This is a genomic window from Lederbergia ruris (assembly GCF_018332955.1).
Lineage (GTDB): Bacteria > Bacillota > Bacilli > Bacillales > Bacillaceae_C > Lederbergia > Lederbergia ruris.
Genome location: NZ_BORB01000026.1, coordinates 1 through 19790, shown reverse-complemented (window position 1 = coordinate 19790; position 19790 = coordinate 1). Strand labels below are relative to the sequence as shown.

The following is a 19790-nucleotide window of genomic DNA, read 5'->3' as shown; positions in this document are numbered from 1 at the left end:
CGATTGGAAGGAAAATTCAGAGGAGGAGAGTGATGGTTTATGAAGAAAGGATTTTTGATGGTGCTTGTTATTTTGTTGTTACTCCCTGTTTCAGGAGAGAAAATAATGGCTGAATCAGGGAGGAAAGAAAATCATGAAGAAGAAGTGCTTGCTTTTCCCGGAGCTGAAGGTGGAGGGAAATATGCAAGTGGGGGTCGTGGCTATGATGTCTATGAAGTAACAACCTTAGAAGATTACGGTGAGGAAGAAACCCCCATTAAAGGCTCACTACGTGATGCTGTTAGTGAGAGTAATCGAACGATTGTTTTTAGAGTATCAGGGACAATCCATTTAAAACAACGATTACGGATTAAACAAAAAAATTTGACGATTGCAGGGCAAACCTCTCCTGGAGATGGAATAACGATTACAGGGTATGGGACAGATATAGGGGGTTCTGAAAATATTATCATTCGTTATATTCGTTTTCGACCAGGCGGCGTCAACAGTCATGTCGAATTTGATGCCTTTGAAGGTCGGGATGTAAAAAACGCGATCATCGATCATGTGTCGGCAAGTTGGGGAATCGATGAGGCCTTGTCCTTTTACAGAAATGAAAATACAACCGTCCAATGGAGTATCATTAGTGAAAGCTTAACGATCTCGGGTCATGCCAAAGGGAGACATGGATATGGAGGAATCTGGGGTGGTGAAAACGCGACTTTTTCAAATAATTTAATTGCTAGTCATATTAGCCGCAATCCAGCACTTGGAAACACAGGAAACAGCCTTCACCCAATTTCAAAAGCGGACATGGTGAATAATGTCATCTATAACTGGGGATTCAATTCAACCTATGGCGGCGATAACCAGAAAAATAATGTGATGAATAATTACTATAAACCAGGCCCGGCCACTCATGAAAAAGTTCTAAAAAGAATAATTAGTCCTGGAAAGGATGGAACACCAAGTTGGTTTCACGTATCTGGAAACTATATGGTAGGAAACGAAGCGGTGACAGCTGATAACACATTAGGGATTGAAGAGATTAAAACAGGCGTGAGTTTCTCTGATACTCCATTTGATGTTTTAGGACATCAGGAATTAGACATAAAATCGGCGGAGGACGCCTATGAACAAGTGCTAAACAAAGCGGGGGCTACTTTTCCAAGAAGGGACGCAGTAGATGCGCGCGTTGTGAATGATGTAAGACATGGGACAGGTAGAACAATTAATCATGAATATGAAGTAGGTGGCTTGCCTGAATTAAAAATGGAAGAGGTCCCGATTGATCGAGACCACGATGGGATTCCAGATGAGTGGGAACTTGCCCATGGACTTGATCCTAATAATCCCGAAGATGGCAAAGAAATCACAGCATCAGGTTATTCGAATTTAGAATTATACTTACACTCCCTTGTGGATATTGACTATGAACCGCAAAATCCTGATATACGTTTAGCTTCTCCTCGGCCGAACAGCGTATTCAAAACGGGAGATAAAGTGAATTTCAGTGTAAACCTTAATGATAAAAAGAATATAAAAAAGGTAGAATTCTATCAAAATGACCAAAAAATCGGTGAATCGACTTCTGGATCTTTTGGATTTGATTGGGAAAATGCGCCTGAAGGCACTTGGTATGTCTCCGCTAAAGCAATTGATCGGGATGGGAATGAAACCCAAACAACGTCCATAGCGATTCATATCAATACGAAAAATCAAAGTGGCGATTGGAAATCGAAAGATATTGGCAAAGTAGGGATTGAAGGAAATGCTACCCTCACAGAAGAAGGATTAAAGGTAAAAGGGGCAGGAAGGATTGAAAAGGATTTTGATTCCTTCCAATTTGCTTATCAACCATTGGAGGGAGATGGATCTTTAACGGCTAGAATTGATTCATTGACCAAAGTGAGTAATAATGCTATTTCTGGGCTTATGATTCGTGAAGAACTCTCAGCTGATTCTCCAACAGCGATTATTAGTACTTCTGTTGTAAAAGCGGATAAACAGGATACATTATATGCCGTTCATTTCTCTACACGAGCGAAAAAAGGAGAGAATATTCTAGCCCCAATGGAATATGATCGTCCTCAGGAAAAAGGGGTTCCTACCTTGCCGGGAAGGGATATCCCCTATTGGTTAAAGATTGAACGAAAAGGGGAAATTTTAACAGGGTATGCTTCAGAAGATGGGATAAACTGGACAGAAGTCGGTAATATAAAAATCTCAATGAAAAAGAAGGTATATATAGGTTTTGCTGTGGATGCCGCCAAGGATACTAGTCAGCTTGTCAACTATAATACGGCTGAATTTTCAAATATTTCACTACAGCATAATAATGTTACAACCGCTACTATGCTTTCGACCCTTGAAGAGCATGAGGCGGTTTTATCTGAAAAGGCGTATCGTTCCCTCACACTTCATTTGACGGCTATAGGGGAATTTGAGGAAAAAGCGGCGGGGGAGAAAGTAATAAATCATATGGAAAGTTTCAAGAAATTACTAGATTATCAGTTAAAAGACAATTCGCTATCTCAAGAACTATACGAAGTTTTAAAGGCAGATGCCAATTCACTCATTCAGAAATGGGAAGGTAATATATAAACAAATGGAAGAATTCTATTAGTTGATAGAGGTGTCCCGGTGGCTAGGAATAATTTGCTGTCGGGCACCTTTACCTAATAATTCCCTCAAAGAACCAAGTGTGCAGAATCTGTGTCTACATTATTGAAGTTTTTCCTCATTTTGATAAAGATAAAAAATGCTTGTTTTTTTGTGAATCTTGGTATAGCATGATAATAACAACGTTGTTAATTAGGGGCCTACGAATAAGTTTGATGCAGATCTTATCGTTCTTCCTAATCATTTTGAAAAAGAGCAGGGGAAGTCGAAGTGATTGATAGATTGAAAGTGTTTACAAATTTTTGCAGCTCATCTATTATGAGAATAGGTAAGAAATGTTAGAATGCCTGATCGTAATTTGGCAAAAAACGGAGTGAATAACCCATGGATATCATTAGAGAACTGGTAAAGGATATACCTATTCCTAAAATGGCAAAAATAAAGCAACGATTCGATTCAACCCAAATCGATAATTTAACGGCCGCTTTACAACCTCTATTGCAGCGTGAGGAGATCAAAAGTAAAGTAAAATCAGGAATGGAAATTGCTGTAGCTGTTGGGAGTAGAGGATTAGATCGTTTGCCTGAGATGACAGCCGTCACGGTGCAATTTTTAAAAGAGCTTGGGGCGAAGCCATTTATTGTTCCATGTATGGGAAGTCATGGTGGCGCTACTGCTGAAGGGCAACAAGCCGTGTTGGAACATCTTGGCGTGACCGAAGAAAGTGTAAAGGCGGAAATTCGTTCCTCCATGGAAGTGATTTGCTTAGGTGAATTACCTAATGGATTACCCGTTTATATTGATAAAATTGCTTCGGAAGCGGATGGGATTGTAGTCATCAACCGTGTAAAACCGCATACAGCATTTCGCGGTCCGATTGAAAGTGGCATTATGAAAATGATCAGTATCGGATTGGGGAAACAGAAGGGGGCGGAAGCTTGCCATCAGCTTGGATTCAAGCATATGGCCGAACATGTTCCCGCTATGGCAAAAATTACGCTGGCCAAAATGCCGATTTTATTTGCCGTAGCCACGGTCGAAAATGCATTTGATAAGGTTCACACGATTGATGTTCTTGAACCGCATGAAATAGAAGAAAAAGAGATTCAATTACTAGAATTAGCCAAAAGCCAGCTTCCAAAACTTTATTTCGACAAGATTGATGTATTAGTCATCGATAAAATTGGTAAAAACATTAGTGGCGATGGGATGGACCCGAATATAACCGGCAGATACCCGACCCCTTATGCCTATGGCGGACCAGAAGTATCGAAAATGGTTGTCCTCGATTTAACGGAAGAAACAGAAGGCAATGCGAATGGGGTAGGGACGGCCGATTTCACGACCCAAAGATTAGTAGATAAAATGAATCGAGATGCCACCTATGCAAATGGGTTAACTTCGACAGTAGTCGGTCCAACCCATATTTCGACTGCATTAGCGAATGATCAATTTGCGATTCAAGCAGCGATTAAAACTTGTAATATTTTGGATTTTACGAAAGTCAAACTGGTTCGTATCAAAAACACGTTAGAAATCGGTGAGATTGAAGTATCGGAAGCTTTACTCCCTGACGTTCACAACCATGAGCATATGGAGAAAATATCTGATCTGTATGAATGGAATTTTGATGAAAAAGGTAACTTATTTTGAGTTTTGGAGGGAAGAGAATGAGTTCATTGTTTGATCTGACTGGTAAAGTGGCTGTCGCGATTGGCGGCAACAGCGTCCTTGGAGGCTCGATTGCCAAAGGGTTAGCCGAACATGGAGCAAAGGTTGCAGTTGTCGGCAGAAATATGGAATCAGCTGAGAACGTTGTGCGGGAGATTGTAGAAAATGGTGGGGAAGCCAAAGCGTTTCAAGCTGATGTGAGTGAATTGGATACGGTGAAAAAAGTAGCGGATGAAATCGAAGAATGGGCGGGAGGCTACGATATTTTATTAAATGCTCCAGGTAAAAATAGTCCAACTCCTTTCTTTGATTTAGAAGTGGATGAGTGGGACGATATTATGGATGTAAACCTGAAAGGGCTTGTGTTTACGATTCAGCATTTTGCCAAGCGAATGGTCGAACAGGAGCGAAAAGGAAGTATTATTAATATCTCGTCTGTTTCATCTGGCCCTCCGCTATCGAAAGTATTTACATACTCGGCATCCAAAGCAGGCGTAAATAGTGTAACGCAATTTTTAGCAAGAGAATTTGCACCCCATGGGATTCGTGTAAATGCAATTATTCCGGGATTCTTTCCGGCGGAACAAAATCGCAAAATTTTAAGCGAAGAGCGAGTGCAGTCGATTATGGGCCACACGCCAATGAATCGTTTTGGAGAACCGGAAGAGCTACAAGGAGCAGCCGTCTACTTAGCATCCGATCGGGCTTCTGGCTTTGTGACGGGAACGTTTATCCGCGTGGATGGCGGTTTTGGCAGTATGACCATCTAACATGGTTGTGAAAGGAGAGCGTATTTTGCTAGAGAAAAAAGTTGAAAAACTGACATCTATTCTCCGGGAAATGAATAAAGTCGTCGTCGCCTTTTCTGGTGGCGTTGACAGTACTTTTTTATTAAAAATGGCCGTGGACACTTTGGGAAAAGAGCATGTTTTGGCCGTAACGGCCGATTCAGAAACCTATCCGACGAAGGAATTGCTTGAAGCAAAAGAGTTGGCAAAGTGGATTGATGTTCCTCATACTGTTGTGGAAACATCAGAATTAGCGATCCCTGGTTATACTGAAAATGATCGCAATCGTTGTTATTTTTGTAAAAATAGTTTGTTTGAACACTTAATTCCGATTATGGAAGAAAAAGGATTCCAAAATGTTGTCTATGGTGTGATCGCCGATGATTTGAATGAATATCGCCCAGGGATGAAAGCAGCAAAAGAAAAAGGAGTCCGGGGTCCACTGCAAGAAGCCAACTTATTCAAAGAGGAAATAAGAGCTTTATCGAAGGAGCTGGGACTGCCAACCTGGGATAAACCATCTTTTGCTTGTTTATCATCAAGGATTTCCTACGGCGAAACGATTACACAAGCGAAGCTGACAAAAGTAGAGAAAGCGGAGGCCTATCTTCAAAGCTTAGGCATTCGCCAGGTGCGCGTTCGAACGCATGAAGAAATTGCGAGAATCGAAGTTGAACCACAAGATATGCCGATTTTATTAAACCATCATGCAAAAATTGCCAAGAAATTACAAGACTTTGGCTATAAATATATTACAATGGATTTGAATGGCTACAAAAGTGGAAGTATGAATAAAGTGTTGGTTTAGAAAATGAAGGGGGAGATGCGCAATCTCCTCTCTTTCAATTTAAATCGAAAGCAGTATAAGGGATGGGAAAATATGCAAAAAGAATATGTGATTGGTTTAGATTTAGGGACAACAAGTGTGAAAGCTGTATTATTTAATACAAACGGACAGTTTATTGCAGAAGCAGAAAGACTGAATACCTTTTATTATCCGAACCCTGATTGGGCTGAGCAAGATCCCCAGGAATTGGAAAAATCAGCGCGTTTTGCGCTCAAAGAAGTGATAGAGAAAGGAAAGATTGGCCAAGATCATCTAGTTGCCATTGGTTTTTCCTGTGCGATGCATTCATTGATTTGCGTGGATGAACAGTATCAACCACTATCCAATATGATTATTTGGTCTGATGGACGAAGCAGTCGTCAGGCGGAGAGCCTGAAAGAAGGGAAAGGAAAGGAAATCTTTTTAAAAACAGGTGCACCGATCCATCCGATGACCCCTTTCTTAAAATTATTATGGATGAAGGAAATGAAGGATGACGCCTATCTGAAGGCGGCGTACCATATTTCCATGCAAGAATATCTCATTGAGAAATGGTTTGGAGAACGGATCATCGACTATTCGATGGCTTCGGCAACGGGTTTATTAAATATTCAAAAAGTAGAATGGGAGGAGGAAGCTCTTGAATTAGCAGGAATACGGAAAGAACAACTTTCTAAAATTGTACCGCCGACAACCCGTTTGCCTCGTCTAAAAAGTGAAATTGCGGAAGAAATCGGCATTCCGGAAGACTTGCCGTTTGTGATCGGAGCAGCTGATGGACAGCTAGCGAATCTTGGAGATGGAGCAATCGCACCGGGAGAAGTAGCGATTTCGGCTGGCACAAGTGGGGCGATTCGGCAATTTATCAGTGGAGCGGCAGTTAACGAAACAGAAGAAACGTTTACATATCTTTTCACGAAAAATAGTTCTATTATTGGTGGAGCGACGAATAACGGCGGGATCACTTTACAATGGTTAAAAGACCTTTTAGTTTTTAAAGGACCTTTAGAGGATCTATTACATGAGGCGGAAGCGATTGACCTTGGAGCGGAAGGGCTTATTTTTCACCCTTATATTAATGGAGAAAGAGCCCCATTATGGAATCAACGGGCCAAGGGTAATTTTTACGGATTGACGATAGGCCATACACGCGGTCATTTAGTCCGTGCAGTCCTTGAAGGAATTGTCTTGAATCTTTACCAAATTGGCCAGTCTTTAGAGAAATTAGCTGGTCCTCCGAAGAAAATTTGTGTCAATGGGGGATTAACGAAATCCTCTTTATGGGTGCAAATCTTAGCGGACGTTTTTGGTCAAGAGATTCATCTGTCAGACACGCCGTATAGTGCAGCATGGGGGGCCGCATGGACGGCACTTGTTGGCATAGAAAAAGTAGGATCCTTCGAGGAAATAAAAGACAATTTACCGGCGGGCAAGGTAGTTTCCCCCAATCACTTACGACACGAACAATACAAACGTATTTTTAAACAATATGAGCGTTTCGGCAAGGACTTAGCGGCTTATTTTATTTGAAGGTGAGTGCAGCAATGGAAGAAATATTACAACAAGTACGGGATGGGCAATTAACGGTGGCAGAAGCAAAAACTCAATTAGCCACTTATGAGGACCTGGGATTTGCCAAGGTGGATCATCATCGAAAAAAACGCCAAGGCTTTCCCGAAATTATATATGGGGAAGGCAAGACTACCGACCAAATCCTCTCCATTATGAAAGCCATTTTAGCTAAAAAAGAAGATGTTTTAATCACTCGAATCTCTAAGGAAAAGGCGGAAGTAATTTTACAAGAATATCCGGAGCTGATGTATCATGAACTGGCCCGGATTCTATCCTATCAACATGAGCCTAAAAAGCCGAGAGCAGGTTATATCTCCGTGATTTGCGCAGGGACTTCAGATCTTCCTGTTGCGGAGGAAGCAGCAGTCACAGCGGAAGCATTAGGAAGCAATGTCAAACGGATTTATGATGTCGGTGTAGCTGGGATCCACCGGCTTTTTGATCAAATTGAAGATATTCAATCCGCAACCGTTTCGATCGTCGTCGCCGGGATGGAGGGAGCACTACCAAGCGTCGTAGGTGGCCTCGTCTCTCACCCCGTTTTGGCCGTTCCAACCAGCATCGGCTATGGTGCCAATTTTGGTGGCCTATCCGCACTATTAACCATGCTCAACTCATGTGCCTCCGGGATCAGTGTCGTCAATATTGATAACGGCTTTGGTGGCGCCTATAATGCGGTGTTGATCGATCGGATGGTGAATCGAAGTAGGTACTAAGCTGACGAGCCCCCCAACAACGGGGAGCTCGTTTTATTTGTTTCAAGGTGTGCGTCCCGTCCCGGCCGTCACGGAAATCATAGAAAGCGATAAAAAACGTAAGGGTGTTGGCCGGGCCGTCCCCGAAATGGAGAAAATCCAGGAAAAGTGGGACGGCGATGCGTTTGGCCGTCCCCGAAATGGAGAAAATCGAAGAAAAAGGGGACGGCGATGCGCTTGGCTGTCCCCGAAGTGAAGAAAATTCAGGTAAAAGGGGACGGCGCCGCGCTTGGCCGTCCCCGAAATGGAGAAAATCCAAGGAAAAGGGGACGGCGTCGCGCTTGGCCGTCCCCGAAATGGAGAAAATCGAAGAAAAAGGGGACGGCGCCGCGCTTGGCCGTCCCCGAAATGGAGAAAATCGAAGAAAAAGGGGACGGCGATGCGCTTGGCTGTCCCCGAAATGGAGAAAATCCAGGAAAAGTGGGACGGCGCCGCACTTGGCCGTCCCCGAAATGAAGAAAATCCAAGAAAAGTGGGACGGCGCCGCGCTTGGCTGTCCCCGAAATGAAGAAAACCCAAGAAAAGTGGGACGGCGCCGCACTTGGCCGTCCCCGAAATGAAGAAAATCCAAGAAAAAGGGGACGGCGCCACGCTTGGCTGTCCCCGATTAGCTGGTTATTTTTTTAAATGAAATTATCCATACTATTAATTTTTTAAGAGGTAGTAAGAAAAGCCACCTCTGTCAACAAAAGTGAGATTTTTCGCTAAGATTCTTCTGATTGTTTTCTTAGGGAGAATTCTTCCACACCATTCATAAATGGCTTTCGTTGTGATTTTTCTCTCGGGAAAAAGCAAATGAAATTCTGCTATATTTTCGATGACGGCGGTTTCCGCATTTATTTCCCGATGGCAATTTTTACAAAATAATGTATGAAACGTTATGGCAGTTAGGAAGTTTTGACAGCATGAACAAACCATTCCCTTTTCTAACTGCTCGTATTCGTACTGAGGCAATCGTTCATTTGATGAATGTTCCCGATGATGCGAAACCAATTTCTGGGTTAATGCTTTTTCCTTTTGCGTAGTAGCTATGTCGGAAGCTTGTAATTTCTTTAAAAATCGATTTAGTTGGCTTCGGAAGATAAAGGGTTGATGCAGGGGGGCTTGATACAAGGTGAATTCTGGATTGATGAAGATGATATAAGGTTCTATGGAAAAATTGTATCCCCATTGCTGGAGGAGATGTCGGAGTAAAAATTCGCTTCTTGTTAGTTGCAAGAGGGGATTTCTAATTTCTTTTCCGGTGGAAGCGGCGTACCATTTGTCTTGTTGAATGTAAAAGTCACCTTCAAAATTTTTAATTTCCAAAAGATAGATCTTATTTTTCCTGATCAAAAGGCTGTCTAATTGAAATTCCGTTTTATTGCTTATTAGTAATAAATCATAGAGAGTCAATTGGTGCTTGAGAGGATATTCTTTTAGTTGGTGATAAAATGCTATTTCTCCGTGGTACCCTTTTTCAAGGTTCTCCAAATGCTGTTTTTCTTCCAATGATAGATTCATGCGAGGGTGTAACGATTGTAAAACGAGTAATTCCTTAGATTTTCTTGGTTTGTCGTGCATTATATCATTCCTTTCATTAGCAAGCATAGTTTAATAGTAGAGAATTTTCAGATTGAATTCAAGGGGGAAAGAATCAAAATCTTTCTCCGCCTCAAATCAAGCTTTAACCGATGTGCAGGAGGCTCTTTCGTGCAAGAGTGGTTGCAATTTTTTAACGGTTGGTTCGCTGTCCTGCTCTTCGATTTGTTGAATCATCGTATGAACAATTTCCTTCGCTAACTGGTCAACTGGGACGCCGATTGCGGTTAACGGAATTTCTAGATTCGCCATTTGCGGAATATTATCATAGCTAATAATTGAAATATCTTTCGGTATATCGAGTTGATTTTCTTTTAATCCCCGAATAATCCCGCTACTAATATCATAACTTCCGCCAACGACCGCAGTAGGAAGTGGGGAATGGCTGATTAGTTTTTTCGCCGCGGAGTAGCCATTATACCAGTCCAACCCTTCTGTATTGACAAGATAATGGGGATCAACTGCAAGTTTATATTTTTTGGCAGCCTGAATAAAACCATTATATTTGGCTAGTTGCATCGGATCTTTTGATGATATGTCGCCAATATAAGCGATTTTTCGATGGCCTAATTCATATAGATATTGAATCGCATCATGCATTGCTTGTCCATGATTCGCATCAATAATCGGAAAAGGAGAGAATGTTTTCCCCGATACTCCATAAGAAAGTAGCGGGATCGGATGGGTTTCAATCATTCTATCGCCCTCTTCCTCAAATAAAATAATCCCATCTACCTGAAACTTACGAAAAGTTTCAAGGGAAGCTTCAATCGGATCAACAGATAGTATCATGGAATAGGGGGTCTTTCGAATTTCATCACTAATTTTAGTTACTAAAGTAGCTAAGACGACTCTTTCAATGGTAGGCCAAATTAACCCGACCAATTTTGTTCGTTTCGAAACAAGGCGTTGAGCAGCAAAATTCGGTTCGTAGCCCATTTCTTTGGCAATTGCAATGATTTTATCTTTCGTATCTTTTTTCACTAAGGGACTATTATTCAACGCTTTTGAAACCGTTGAATAACTAACACCTGCTATTTGAGCGATATCTTTAATCGTTATACTCATACCATCACCTGAAAAGTTTTATTTTTATTAATGTAACATAGTTTTGGTTGCATTACATTTTCTGTTAAAGGATTCATACAAAAATCCTTTTTTAAGAAAATGACGAAAATAGGTTGTTATAGAAAGGAAAATGATTTACTATAATAATAACAACGTTGTTATAAATTTTACATGAATTTGGAATCGTTATCAAATCTAATTTCATATTTTGAAAGGAGTTTGAGAAAATGGCACACTTAGTAGATCAAAAGGGGCATTTATTGGAAATGATGAATGAATTGGAAAAAGGAAAAATTCCGGCATCCTCTACTACGAAAATCTATGATCAATCCTATACGGAGCAGAATGGAACGCGCTTATTAATGGTGCATGATCAACAGGGAAAATGGTTACTTGCGGTTGGGGAAGGGGCGATTTTTAATGATTTACAGGGTACGTCTTTAGCCGACGATAAAAAGATTTGTCCACTTTCGCATGAAAATCGCTTAGTTTTAAATCGTTATTTCGATTATACCGTTCCGCGTGCATTTGGCACAAAAACGGCTACAATGGGGTTAGGGGATCGTTTAGGTTTGGCTTCACCGGGACATATTGAAACCGTTCGCAATCGTCATGTCAAACCGATTCTCGCTCAGCAAAGTATCCGTGAACTAACGCTTTTAAATAGAACGATGAAGGATATGCTTGATGCGGCGAGCTTTGCTGTTTTTCAAGAGGGATATAAGGACGGATATGGCGCGGATGGCGATCATATTAAAGAAGAGGAGGATATTGAATATGCCTTGTCATTAGGTGTTTCCATGTTAACCCTAGATTGTTCCGATCATATCCCCAAACAAATTGAATCCTTATCATCGAAAGAGCTTGCAAAAGAATTTGATCAATTAGATGAGGAAACAAAGACCTATTTTAAAAATGAATATGTCAATAAAACATTCTCTGTGAACGGACTCTCGATTCAATTTGACGAAACAAACGTAATGAAAAATGTTTTACAATATGCGAAATCCCTCAACTTTATGGCACATGTTTATGATACTTACATCCGTGAATCAGAACGACCGATTGATTTTGAAATTTCCATTGATGAGACAGAGACGATCACTTCACCGCAGGCACACTTTTTTGTTGGGAATGAATTACAACGTAGAGGGGTAAGCGTAACCAGTCTGGCACCAAGATTTTGTGGGGAATTCCAAAAAGGAATCGATTATATTGGGGATATCGAGCAATTTGAACGTGAATTAAGCGAGCATGCCTTGATTGCGGAATATTTTGGCTATAAGTTGAGCATCCATTCAGGCAGCGATAAATTTAAGGTATTTCCGATTATCGCGAAATATACAAAAGGAATTCTTCATATTAAAACCGCTGGAACGAACTGGTTAGAGGCAGTAAGGGTGATTGCCAATACGAATCCATCCCTTTATCGTCGCATGCATACGTATGCTTTGGACCATTTTGAAGAGGCATTAGCTTATTATCATGTGACGCCAGATTTAGATAGTGTCATACCACTTGATCAAGTGCCAGATGAAAAACTTGCCGATTATATGAATGATGATGCCGCCCGCCAATTATTCCATGTTACATATGGAATTCTGCTGACAGCGAAAAATGAAGAGGGTGAGTTTATCTTTAAAGATGAATTTTTCGAAACATTAAATCGTCATGAAGAAGTGTATCGCCAGGCGCTTGTCGATCATATTGGGAAGCATGTAGATTTGTTGGGATTGTAACAGTAACAAAAATAAAGAAAGCTGGTGTGAAAATGAAAGAGTTTATGAATGAACATTTTTTGTTGGAAAATGATGTGGCAGTTCAGCTATATCATGAGTATGCAAAGGATATGCCGATTATTGACTATCATTGCCATCTAAGTCCACAAGAAATCTATGAAAATAAGAAATTTAAAAATATCACTGACATTTGGTTGTACGGGGATCATTATAAATGGCGGACAATGCGAGCGAATGGAATTGAGGAAAAGTATATAACAGGCGATGCGAGCGATTACGATAAATTCTTAGCTTGGGCAAAAACCGTTCCGATGTTAATTGGAAACCCTTTATACCATTGGACACATCTAGAATTGCAAAGATTTTTCGGGATTTACGATCTTTTAAGTGAGGAGACGGCACCGGCTATTTGGGAAAAAGTGAACAGCCAATTAAGCAGTGAGGGTTTCGGGGCACGTGACTTCATAACAAAATCGAATGTAAAAGTCGTTTGTACAACAGATGATCCCGTAGATACTCTAGAATACCATCAGAAAATAAAAGAGGATTCAAGTTTCGAAGTATCTGTTCTACCTAGTTTTCGTCCTGATAAAGGTTTGGAAATTAATCGCGATGGATTTCTAGATTGGGTAAAAAAACTAGAAGAAGTTTCGGGAATTCAAATTCATTCCTATCATGATTTTCTTCAAGCGCTTGAAGAAAGAGTAGACTTTTTCCAATCGATTGGCTGCAAAGTATCTGACCACGCGCTTGATTCGATGATGTATGCGAGAACAACAAAAGAAGAAGCATCGATATTTTTTAAAGAGGCGTTAAATGGGAAAAAAGTTTCTCTGGAGGGTGAGAAAAAATATAAAACCTATACCCTGCAATTTCTCGGGAAATTATATGCGAAATATGATTGGGCCATGCAATATCATATCAATGCTCTGAGAAACAATAATACGAGAATGCTAGAGGAACTTGGACCAGATACAGGCTTTGATTCAATCAATGACGAAGGAATTGCCAAGCCATTAGTAGGGTTATTAAATGCATTAGAAAAAGAAAACGCCTTACCAAAAACGATTTTGTATTCCCTAAATCCAAATGATTTTCCGATTATTGCTGCGATGATTGGTAGTTTTCAAGGTGGCGGAATTCCTGGGAAAATCCAATTTGGGACAGCGTGGTGGTTTAATGATACAAAGGCAGGAATGTTGAACCAAATGCAAATTTTAGCGGATATGGGAGTATTTAGCCGCTTTATTGGAATGCTAACTGATTCACGAAGCTTCCTATCCTATACAAGACATGAATATTTTAGAAGAATTGTATGTAACTTTATCGGCGAGTGGGTTGAAAATGGGGAAGTCCCTCATGATATCGAGTTCTTGGGAAGAATTGTTCAAGGCATTTCTTATCAAAATGCAAAAGCATATTTTCAATTTGAATCATAACAAAAAAATCTCCAGACCTATGATAGTAAGGTCTGGAGATTTTTTTGATTATTATTTATTGTTGTCATGGCGGGCTTCTCCGCCTTTCTCTCCGATTTTCCTGTAGAAATCTTTATCATGGCTATCGGCGGTAGCTTCTCCACCTTTTTGCCCGATTTCTTGATAGAATTCTTTATCGTGATTGTCAGCGGTAGCTTCTCCGCCTTTCTCTCCGATTTTCCTGTAGAAATCTTTATCATGGCTATCAGCGGTAGCTTCTCCACCTTTTTGCCCGATTTCTTGATAGAATTCTTTATCATGATTCTTGGCAGTAGCTTCTCCGCCTTTTTGTCCAATTTCTTGGTAGAATTCTTTATCATGATTTTCGGCAGTAGCTTCTCCACCTTTATGTCCAATCTCTTGATAGAATTCTTTATCATGATTTTTAGCGGTAGCTTCTCCACCCTTTTCTCCAATCTCTTGATAGAAACTCTTATCATGTTGCTTGCTTGTAGTTTCTCCGCCTTTACGTCCTGCTTCTTCTCTACTCATTTTGTTTTGATCAGCCATTAAAATCCTCTCCTTATTAGAAAAATTGTTTTAATGCTGCGCGCATTTTATGTTTACCCAGGTTTTTCCGAGATAAACAAGCCCCACTATTTTTTGTTGCATATGAATGAATAAGGTTTATGCTGGATTTCTACTGTTACTAGGCTATTCCCAAACCCGAAGCCTACCATTAACGGAAGAAAAAGAGGAGCCATTTTTTAAAAGAAATATTTGACAAAATATAGCTACCTTGCTATAGTTATGGCAACGTTCGCAGAATCATTTTAGAACTTTGCAGAAAAATGATCATACAAATTAATATATAAGGTAGAGAATAAAGAGAACCTGAAACTTTAGTGATATGTTAATCGCTAGTTTTGGGTTCTTTTTTCTTACTAATCTATGAAGCTTCATCCTTAAGTTCCTATCTTTAAATAACCCTTGCGTTCAAATAAACTATAGCCTATGATTAAATCAATCCATTTGATTAATGGAAGTTACTAGTTCAAAAATGGCTATAGTTTGCGTCAAGAATATAAAAATGGTTATAAAAGAAAGGATTAAGTACATGAAGCTTGGAAAAGTATCAAACAGTCAAATGCTTAAAGAAATTAATCAACAGAAAGTATTGCGTCTTATCTATACTGAGGGCCCGATTGCACGGGTTGATTTAGCTGGAAAAACAGGACTTACGCAACAAACAATTACCAATATTGTCAATCGCTTACTTAGTGAGAATGTAATTTTAGAAACAACTCCAGTAGCAAATGGAGGGAGAAGAAGGCCTATACCACTCATTATTAATAGTACGAATATGTATGCGATTGGGATCGAGCTGGCGATTAAATATGTGCGTGGCACTTTAATGGATTTTCAGAATAATACCTTAAAAGAAATAACCGAATATGTTCCTCGTTATGAAAATGAAGAGCATCCAATGGAGTATATTTTTAAAGTCATTGATCAACTGCTCGAACAGGTGCCTGATAAGGAAGGGTTAAAGGGAATTGGCTTTAGTATTCAGGGGTTGGTCAATTCAAACAAAGGAACAGTTATTTATTCTCCTGGGTTAAGATGGAACGATTTCCCATTAAGGGAAAAGTTAGAGGAGCGATACGGTCTTCCGATCTATCTAGAGAATGATGCGAATTTGCTGGCAATCGTGGAAAGTTTAAATGGAGAGCTTGCTTCCTCAGAACAAAGTATGATTTTTAAATTTGATTATGGCATTGGCAGTGCTATGGTTATTCATAAACAACTGCTCCATGGTGCTAATTATGTAGCCGGGGAATTGGGGCACTATAAAGCTTTTACTGATGATGATGCTATTGCCTGTCACTGTGGATCGAAGGGATGCTTAACAACTTTTGCTTCTATTAGTGGCTTGAAACGTAATGGAGGTTTCACATTAGAAGAATTTAATAAAGCGATTCGGACGAACGAGCCAGAAGCGATGGAGATTTTTAATAAAGTACAAGCCGCCATCGCAAAGGCAATCGCAAATTTAATTACGCTATTTAACCCAGAATATATTTTGTTTACAGGTAGATTCATGGATAAAATTGGCGACCTTATGCTTCCGCTTATAAAAAATGATATATTGGATTTAATTCCTGATTCTTGTCAAAACGTTAAAATCGTTGTACTAGCGGAAACGCCCAATGAATCCAAATCTGCAGCAGGTTTGGTAATGAATTACTTTTTTAATATTCCTTTCAGTGAATTTTACTGAAATAAGAGAGGGAAGTGAATAAGAACTATGAAACTAATGTCTTACAATATTCATCATGGTGTTGGTTTAGATGAAAAATTATCGTTAGAAAGAATCGCGAATCTAATAAAAAATACAGGAGCCACAATTATTGGTCTGCAAGAAGTGGATTGTTCTTTTGGAGAAAGAAGCGAATTCCAGGACCAAAGTTTGGAATTAGCGGAACAACTAGGCTTTTATTTTACATATGGAGCGAACATTGATGAACCGCCCTTAGAAGGACATTCTGAAAATAGACAATATGGAAATGCAATATTGAGTAAATACCCGATCAAGGAAGCTGAAAATATTTCACTTCCTACCTTGGATGAAGAACCGCGTGGCGTGATCAAGGCACTACTTGACGTTCACGGTACTCCTTTGCATGTATTGAATACTCATCTTTCATTAGATAAAAAGAGTCAACAACACCAAATTGAAAAGCTAATAGAACTGGTTGAAGGAATGGAAGGGCCCATCTTGATGACAGGGGATTTTAATGCAGAACCAAACAGTGAAGAAATAAATAAACTATTAGCTCACACGAATTTTACAGATTGTTTTACTGAAGTAGAAGAAAATGAGTCTTTTCCAGCTGACGCCCCCACTTGCCGAATCGATTATATTTTTGCCAAGGGAATACAAAATAACCATTCATTTGTTGTTCATCAAGAGGGCTCCGATCATCTCCCGATTGTGGCAGAAATTAGTTTTAAAAACGAGATGGAATAAAGTCCTTATTCCATCTAATATACTTAATAATATGACATTATTTAAAGAAAAAACTGAAGGTTTAAAATATAATTTTGGATTTAAAGGGAGATATTTAAAAAAATATGTTGACATTTATCTCACAAAAGATGAAAATGAGATAAACTACACCGATATTTCGTTAGCGTTAGAAAGCGGATACACTTTTTGGGGATATATCTGAAAAGCCATTTGCAAGGCCCTTCATAGGTTTATAGGAATTTCACTGTAAGCGTTTCGAAACCTTCTTTATAGGATCTTTACTAATTATTCATAGAGAATTGAAAAATGGTTGCTAGAATGAACTGAAAAAGTGAAAGAACAAGTGTTAAGCATGGATTTTGCTTCCGGGAGGGAAGTTCGCTGAAAGAAGTCAAGGTAGAAATCACAGCTTTACTAGAAATAGAGAATGTGACAATTGCGGGCGTTGCAGATGAATTCACAAATGGGGCTGTTGCCACTATTGATTGTAGTTGGTCTGAAAGGGGGTTTCTACCAAAAAGGAGGTGATGTCACATTAAAAATAATCGGGAAAGACGGTGTTTTGCACTGGGATGCATATAAGCAAAACATTCGGGCCTATTAAAAAATGGGAGTTTGTAGAAACTTTGGCTCTAAAATATGAATTTGGACCTGGTCGAAGACTTCATTCAATACAAAAGCCGTACATTTCAGAGATTGATGGTCTAAAAGCCGGAGAGGTAGCTTTAGCAGCTTATCAATCATTCGAAACTCATAAAATCCAAAATTAAATTGTTGGTAAATCATTATACCAATAGTTATAGGAGGGGCAATCTTGAAAAACAATAAAGTGTTATTTTTAATGATTTTAACCTTCATGTTAATTTTAGCAGCTTGTAGTGGAAAAAAGTCCTCTGGGCCCGAAACACCTGAGATTGATAAGGAAGATTTAAAGAATTTTAATGAAACCGGGATGCCGATTGTGAATGAGCCGATTACCTTAAAATTTATGGCAGGAAAATCAGCTCTGTCTTCAGATAATTATAATGAAACTTTACTTTGGAAGACTTATGAGGAAATGACTAATATCCATATTGATTGGGAATTAATTCCGACCTCGCCAAGCGATAGTCGTGACGAGAAAAGAAATCTGGCATTAGCTGGGGGAACAATGCCTGATGTGTTTTATACAATGTCCATGCCGAATGAAGATTTATTGAAATATGGACAACAAGAAATTTTTGTGAAAATGAATGATTTAATTGAAGAGTATATGCCTAATTTATCAGCGTTATTGGAGCAATATCCGGAAATACGCAAGGGGGCAACCTTCCCTGATGGCAATATGTATTCGATTCCAACTATTTATGACCCTGAATTCACCTCTGTTCTTTTAGGATCAAAAGGATGGATCCGGAAAGATTGGCTTGAGCAATTAGATATGGAGATGCCCGAAACGATTGATGATTTTTATAATTATTTAAAAGCAGTCAAGGAAACGGACCTTAATGGTAATGGAGAACATGATGAAATCCCATTTGGAGCGACAACTATTTCGGATCTACGAAATATGCTAAAAGGGGCATTTGGTATTGGAAATAAAGGGGTTAAGCACTCTTATATTGACGAAGATCCTGAAACAGGGAAAGTGCGTTTCTATCCTATTTCCGATGGCTATAAGGAAGAATTGGAATATCTCAATAAACTTTACTCCGAAGGATTAATTCAAGAGAATATTTATACAATCGATCCGAACCAAAGTTATAGTATGGGGGCGGAGGGCCTTTATGGGAGTACTGTGATTACAAGTCCTGAAACGATTTATGGAGAGGAAATGGGTAAAAACTTCGTTGGCCTACCGGCACTGGAAGGACCAGCAGGAAAAACTATCATAAAGTGACATCTCCGCTTGCCCATATAGGAGGATTTGTTGTTACGAAAGAGAACAAGCATATCCCTGAAACCCTTAGATGGTTGGATTACTTCTATAGTGAAGAAGGGACAAAATTATTCTTTATGGGAATTGAAGGAGAAACGTTTGAAGTGGATGAAAACGGCGACCTGCAGTATTTAGATAAGATCACAAACAGCTCTGAAGGCTTATCAATGGAGCAAGAATTGTCGAAATATATTACTTGGCTAGGTGGCGGTTATCCAGGATTTGTTCGGGAAGCAACCTTTAAGGGTGCCGAGAGTTTACCATCATCAATCGAAGCGGCTCAGAAGCTGGAGCCACATATGTTAGATGAAGTTTGGCCAGAATTTACGTATACAGTGGAAGAAAACAGTAAATTGTCTGGTTTAAAGGCCGACATTCATAAATATGTAGATGAAATGCAGGATAAATTTATTACAGGTACAGAACCTCTTTCAAAATGGGATGAGTACGTCAAAAAGGTTGAAAAAATGGGGTTAGAAGACTATTTGGAGATTCAACAAGCGGCCTATGAAAGATATAAGAATAATTAATATAAGTTATTTGTAATCGATATTGGGTTAGGGTTGTATCAAATGAAATAGAAGGTTTGGAACACCCCTTTCCTTTTATAGAGGGAGGGACTTGTATGCAAGTTAAACACGCAGAAGTTAAGCATAATCATGTCGTCATACCTAAGAATCGTTTTTCTCGCATGTGGAAAAACTTTCTTAAAAGTTGGCAATTATATACTTTTCTATTACCAGCGCTCACTTTTTTCGTCATTTTTCACTATATTCCGATGTATGGGGTGCAAATCGCTTTTAAGGACTTTTTTGCCACGAT

The 19790-nt window shown here is 39.6% G+C and carries 16 protein-coding genes and 3 pseudogenes; 15 read left to right on the top strand and 4 right to left on the bottom strand.

Annotated features, from left to right (window positions below):
• The first annotated feature begins 39 nt into the window (after positions 1–39).
• The 7 genes from KI363_RS14250 to KI363_RS14220 all read left to right on the top strand — a co-directional run bounded on the left by KI363_RS14250 (position 40) and on the right by KI363_RS14220 (position 8669).
• The gene (locus KI363_RS14250; protein WP_212966737.1) at positions 40–2583 is read left to right on the top strand and encodes an FIMAH domain-containing protein; all 2544 of its coding nucleotides are present in this window, start codon (positions 40–42) and stop codon (positions 2581–2583) included.
• 402 nt (positions 2584–2985) lie between these two features.
• Positions 2986–4254: a nickel pincer cofactor-dependent isomerase, group 22 gene (locus KI363_RS14245; RefSeq protein ID WP_212966736.1), complete on the top strand. Its 1269-nt coding sequence runs from the start codon at positions 2986–2988 to the stop codon at positions 4252–4254.
• 17 nt (positions 4255–4271) lie between these two features.
• Positions 4272–5042, top strand: coding sequence for an SDR family oxidoreductase (locus KI363_RS14240; RefSeq protein WP_212966735.1), 771 nt, complete (start codon positions 4272–4274; stop codon positions 5040–5042).
• A 25-nt stretch (positions 5043–5067) separates the two neighbouring features.
• A complete protein-coding gene (gene larE, locus KI363_RS14235; protein ID WP_212966734.1) occupies positions 5068–5868 on the top strand; it encodes an ATP-dependent sacrificial sulfur transferase LarE in 801 nt (266 codons plus the stop codon).
• A 72-nt stretch (positions 5869–5940) separates the two neighbouring features.
• Complete coding sequence (locus tag KI363_RS14230) at positions 5941–7416, top strand: gluconokinase (protein WP_212966733.1); 1476 nt, start codon at positions 5941–5943, stop codon at positions 7414–7416.
• 14 nt (positions 7417–7430) lie between these two features.
• Positions 7431–8174, top strand: a complete 744-nt coding sequence (gene larB, locus KI363_RS14225; RefSeq protein WP_212966732.1) for a nickel pincer cofactor biosynthesis protein LarB — start codon at positions 7431–7433, stop codon at positions 8172–8174.
• Between the two features lie 210 nt (positions 8175–8384).
• A complete protein-coding gene (locus KI363_RS14220; RefSeq protein WP_212966731.1) occupies positions 8385–8669 on the top strand; it encodes a hypothetical protein in 285 nt (94 codons plus the stop codon).
• 189 nt (positions 8670–8858) lie between these two features.
• On the opposite strand, the gene KI363_RS14215 is transcribed toward KI363_RS14220, so the two are convergent.
• Both KI363_RS14215 and KI363_RS14210 read right to left on the bottom strand, forming a co-directional pair.
• Entirely contained in the window at positions 8859–9776 is a 918-nt protein-coding gene (locus tag KI363_RS14215; protein WP_212966730.1) for a nuclease-related domain-containing protein, read from the bottom strand.
• Between the two features lie 96 nt (positions 9777–9872).
• Positions 9873–10862, bottom strand: coding sequence for a LacI family DNA-binding transcriptional regulator (locus KI363_RS14210; protein WP_212966729.1), 990 nt, complete (start codon positions 10860–10862; stop codon positions 9873–9875).
• A gap of 227 nt (positions 10863–11089) precedes the next feature.
• Between KI363_RS14210 and KI363_RS14205 the strand changes: the two genes are divergently transcribed.
• Entirely contained in the window at positions 11090–12601 is a 1512-nt protein-coding gene (locus KI363_RS14205) for a tagaturonate epimerase family protein (RefSeq protein ID WP_373306793.1), read from the top strand.
• 32 nt (positions 12602–12633) lie between these two features.
• On the top strand, positions 12634–14040 hold the full coding sequence (gene uxaC, locus KI363_RS14200; RefSeq protein WP_158321627.1) for a glucuronate isomerase: 1407 nt from the start codon (positions 12634–12636) through the stop codon (positions 14038–14040).
• Positions 14041–14091: 51 nt separating this feature from the next.
• Here uxaC and KI363_RS22065 read toward each other — a convergent pair.
• Both KI363_RS22065 and KI363_RS14195 read right to left on the bottom strand, forming a co-directional pair.
• A pseudogene (locus tag KI363_RS22065) lies at positions 14092–14163 on the bottom strand (KGG domain-containing protein); the annotation flags it as partial.
• 9 nt (positions 14164–14172) lie between these two features.
• Positions 14173–14589, bottom strand: a pseudogene (locus tag KI363_RS14195) (KGG domain-containing protein); the annotation flags it as partial.
• 547 nt (positions 14590–15136) lie between these two features.
• On the opposite strand from KI363_RS14195, the gene KI363_RS14190 reads away from it, so the two are divergent.
• The 6 genes and pseudogenes from KI363_RS14190 to KI363_RS14165 form a co-directional block, all read left to right on the top strand.
• The gene (locus KI363_RS14190) at positions 15137–16300 is read left to right on the top strand and encodes an ROK family transcriptional regulator (RefSeq protein WP_212966728.1); all 1164 of its coding nucleotides are present in this window, start codon (positions 15137–15139) and stop codon (positions 16298–16300) included.
• A gap of 27 nt (positions 16301–16327) precedes the next feature.
• Positions 16328–17050 carry an endonuclease/exonuclease/phosphatase family protein gene (locus KI363_RS14185; RefSeq protein WP_158321624.1) on the top strand — a complete coding sequence of 241 codons (723 nt, stop codon included), beginning with the start codon at positions 16328–16330 and terminating at the stop codon, positions 17048–17050.
• 451 nt (positions 17051–17501) lie between these two features.
• Positions 17502–17654 carry a hypothetical protein gene (locus KI363_RS14180; RefSeq protein ID WP_212966727.1) on the top strand — a complete coding sequence of 51 codons (153 nt, stop codon included), beginning with the start codon at positions 17502–17504 and terminating at the stop codon, positions 17652–17654.
• 210 nt (positions 17655–17864) lie between these two features.
• The gene (locus tag KI363_RS14175) at positions 17865–18929 is read left to right on the top strand and encodes a type 2 periplasmic-binding domain-containing protein (protein WP_212966726.1); all 1065 of its coding nucleotides are present in this window, start codon (positions 17865–17867) and stop codon (positions 18927–18929) included.
• Positions 18926–19498 (top strand): type 2 periplasmic-binding domain-containing protein, encoded by a 573-nt coding sequence (locus tag KI363_RS14170; protein ID WP_212966725.1) that lies wholly within the window; start codon positions 18926–18928, stop codon positions 19496–19498. Before KI363_RS14175 ends, KI363_RS14170 begins: the two co-directional genes overlap by 4 nt.
• A 161-nt stretch (positions 19499–19659) precedes the next feature.
• Positions 19660–19790, top strand: a pseudogene (locus KI363_RS14165) (sugar ABC transporter permease); the annotation flags it as partial.

What these genes read in the sequence shown, in the direction of transcription:
- KI363_RS14250 (WP_212966737.1), top strand. Translation starts at nt 40, where the DNA reads ATGAAGAAAGGATTTTTGATGGTGCTTGTTATTTTGTTGTTACTCCCT.
- KI363_RS14245 (WP_212966736.1), top strand. Translation starts at nt 2,986, where the DNA reads ATGGATATCATTAGAGAACTGGTAAAGGATATACCTATTCCTAAAATG.
- KI363_RS14240 (WP_212966735.1), top strand. Translation starts at nt 4,272, where the DNA reads ATGAGTTCATTGTTTGATCTGACTGGTAAAGTGGCTGTCGCGATTGGC.
- KI363_RS14230 (WP_212966733.1), top strand. Translation starts at nt 5,941, where the DNA reads ATGCAAAAAGAATATGTGATTGGTTTAGATTTAGGGACAACAAGTGTG.
- larB (WP_212966732.1), top strand. Translation starts at nt 7,431, where the DNA reads ATGGAAGAAATATTACAACAAGTACGGGATGGGCAATTAACGGTGGCA.
- KI363_RS14220 (WP_212966731.1), top strand. Translation starts at nt 8,385, where the DNA reads ATGCGCTTGGCTGTCCCCGAAGTGAAGAAAATTCAGGTAAAAGGGGAC.
- KI363_RS14215 (WP_212966730.1), bottom strand. Translation starts at nt 9,776, where the DNA reads ATGCACGACAAACCAAGAAAATCTAAGGAATTACTCGTTTTACAATCG.
- KI363_RS14210 (WP_212966729.1), bottom strand. Translation starts at nt 10,862, where the DNA reads ATGAGTATAACGATTAAAGATATCGCTCAAATAGCAGGTGTTAGTTAT.
- KI363_RS14205 (WP_373306793.1), top strand. Translation starts at nt 11,090, where the DNA reads ATGGCACACTTAGTAGATCAAAAGGGGCATTTATTGGAAATGATGAAT.
- uxaC (WP_158321627.1), top strand. Translation starts at nt 12,634, where the DNA reads ATGAAAGAGTTTATGAATGAACATTTTTTGTTGGAAAATGATGTGGCA.
- KI363_RS14190 (WP_212966728.1), top strand. Translation starts at nt 15,137, where the DNA reads ATGAAGCTTGGAAAAGTATCAAACAGTCAAATGCTTAAAGAAATTAAT.
- KI363_RS14185 (WP_158321624.1), top strand. Translation starts at nt 16,328, where the DNA reads ATGAAACTAATGTCTTACAATATTCATCATGGTGTTGGTTTAGATGAA.
- KI363_RS14180 (WP_212966727.1), top strand. Translation starts at nt 17,502, where the DNA reads ATGAATTCACAAATGGGGCTGTTGCCACTATTGATTGTAGTTGGTCTG.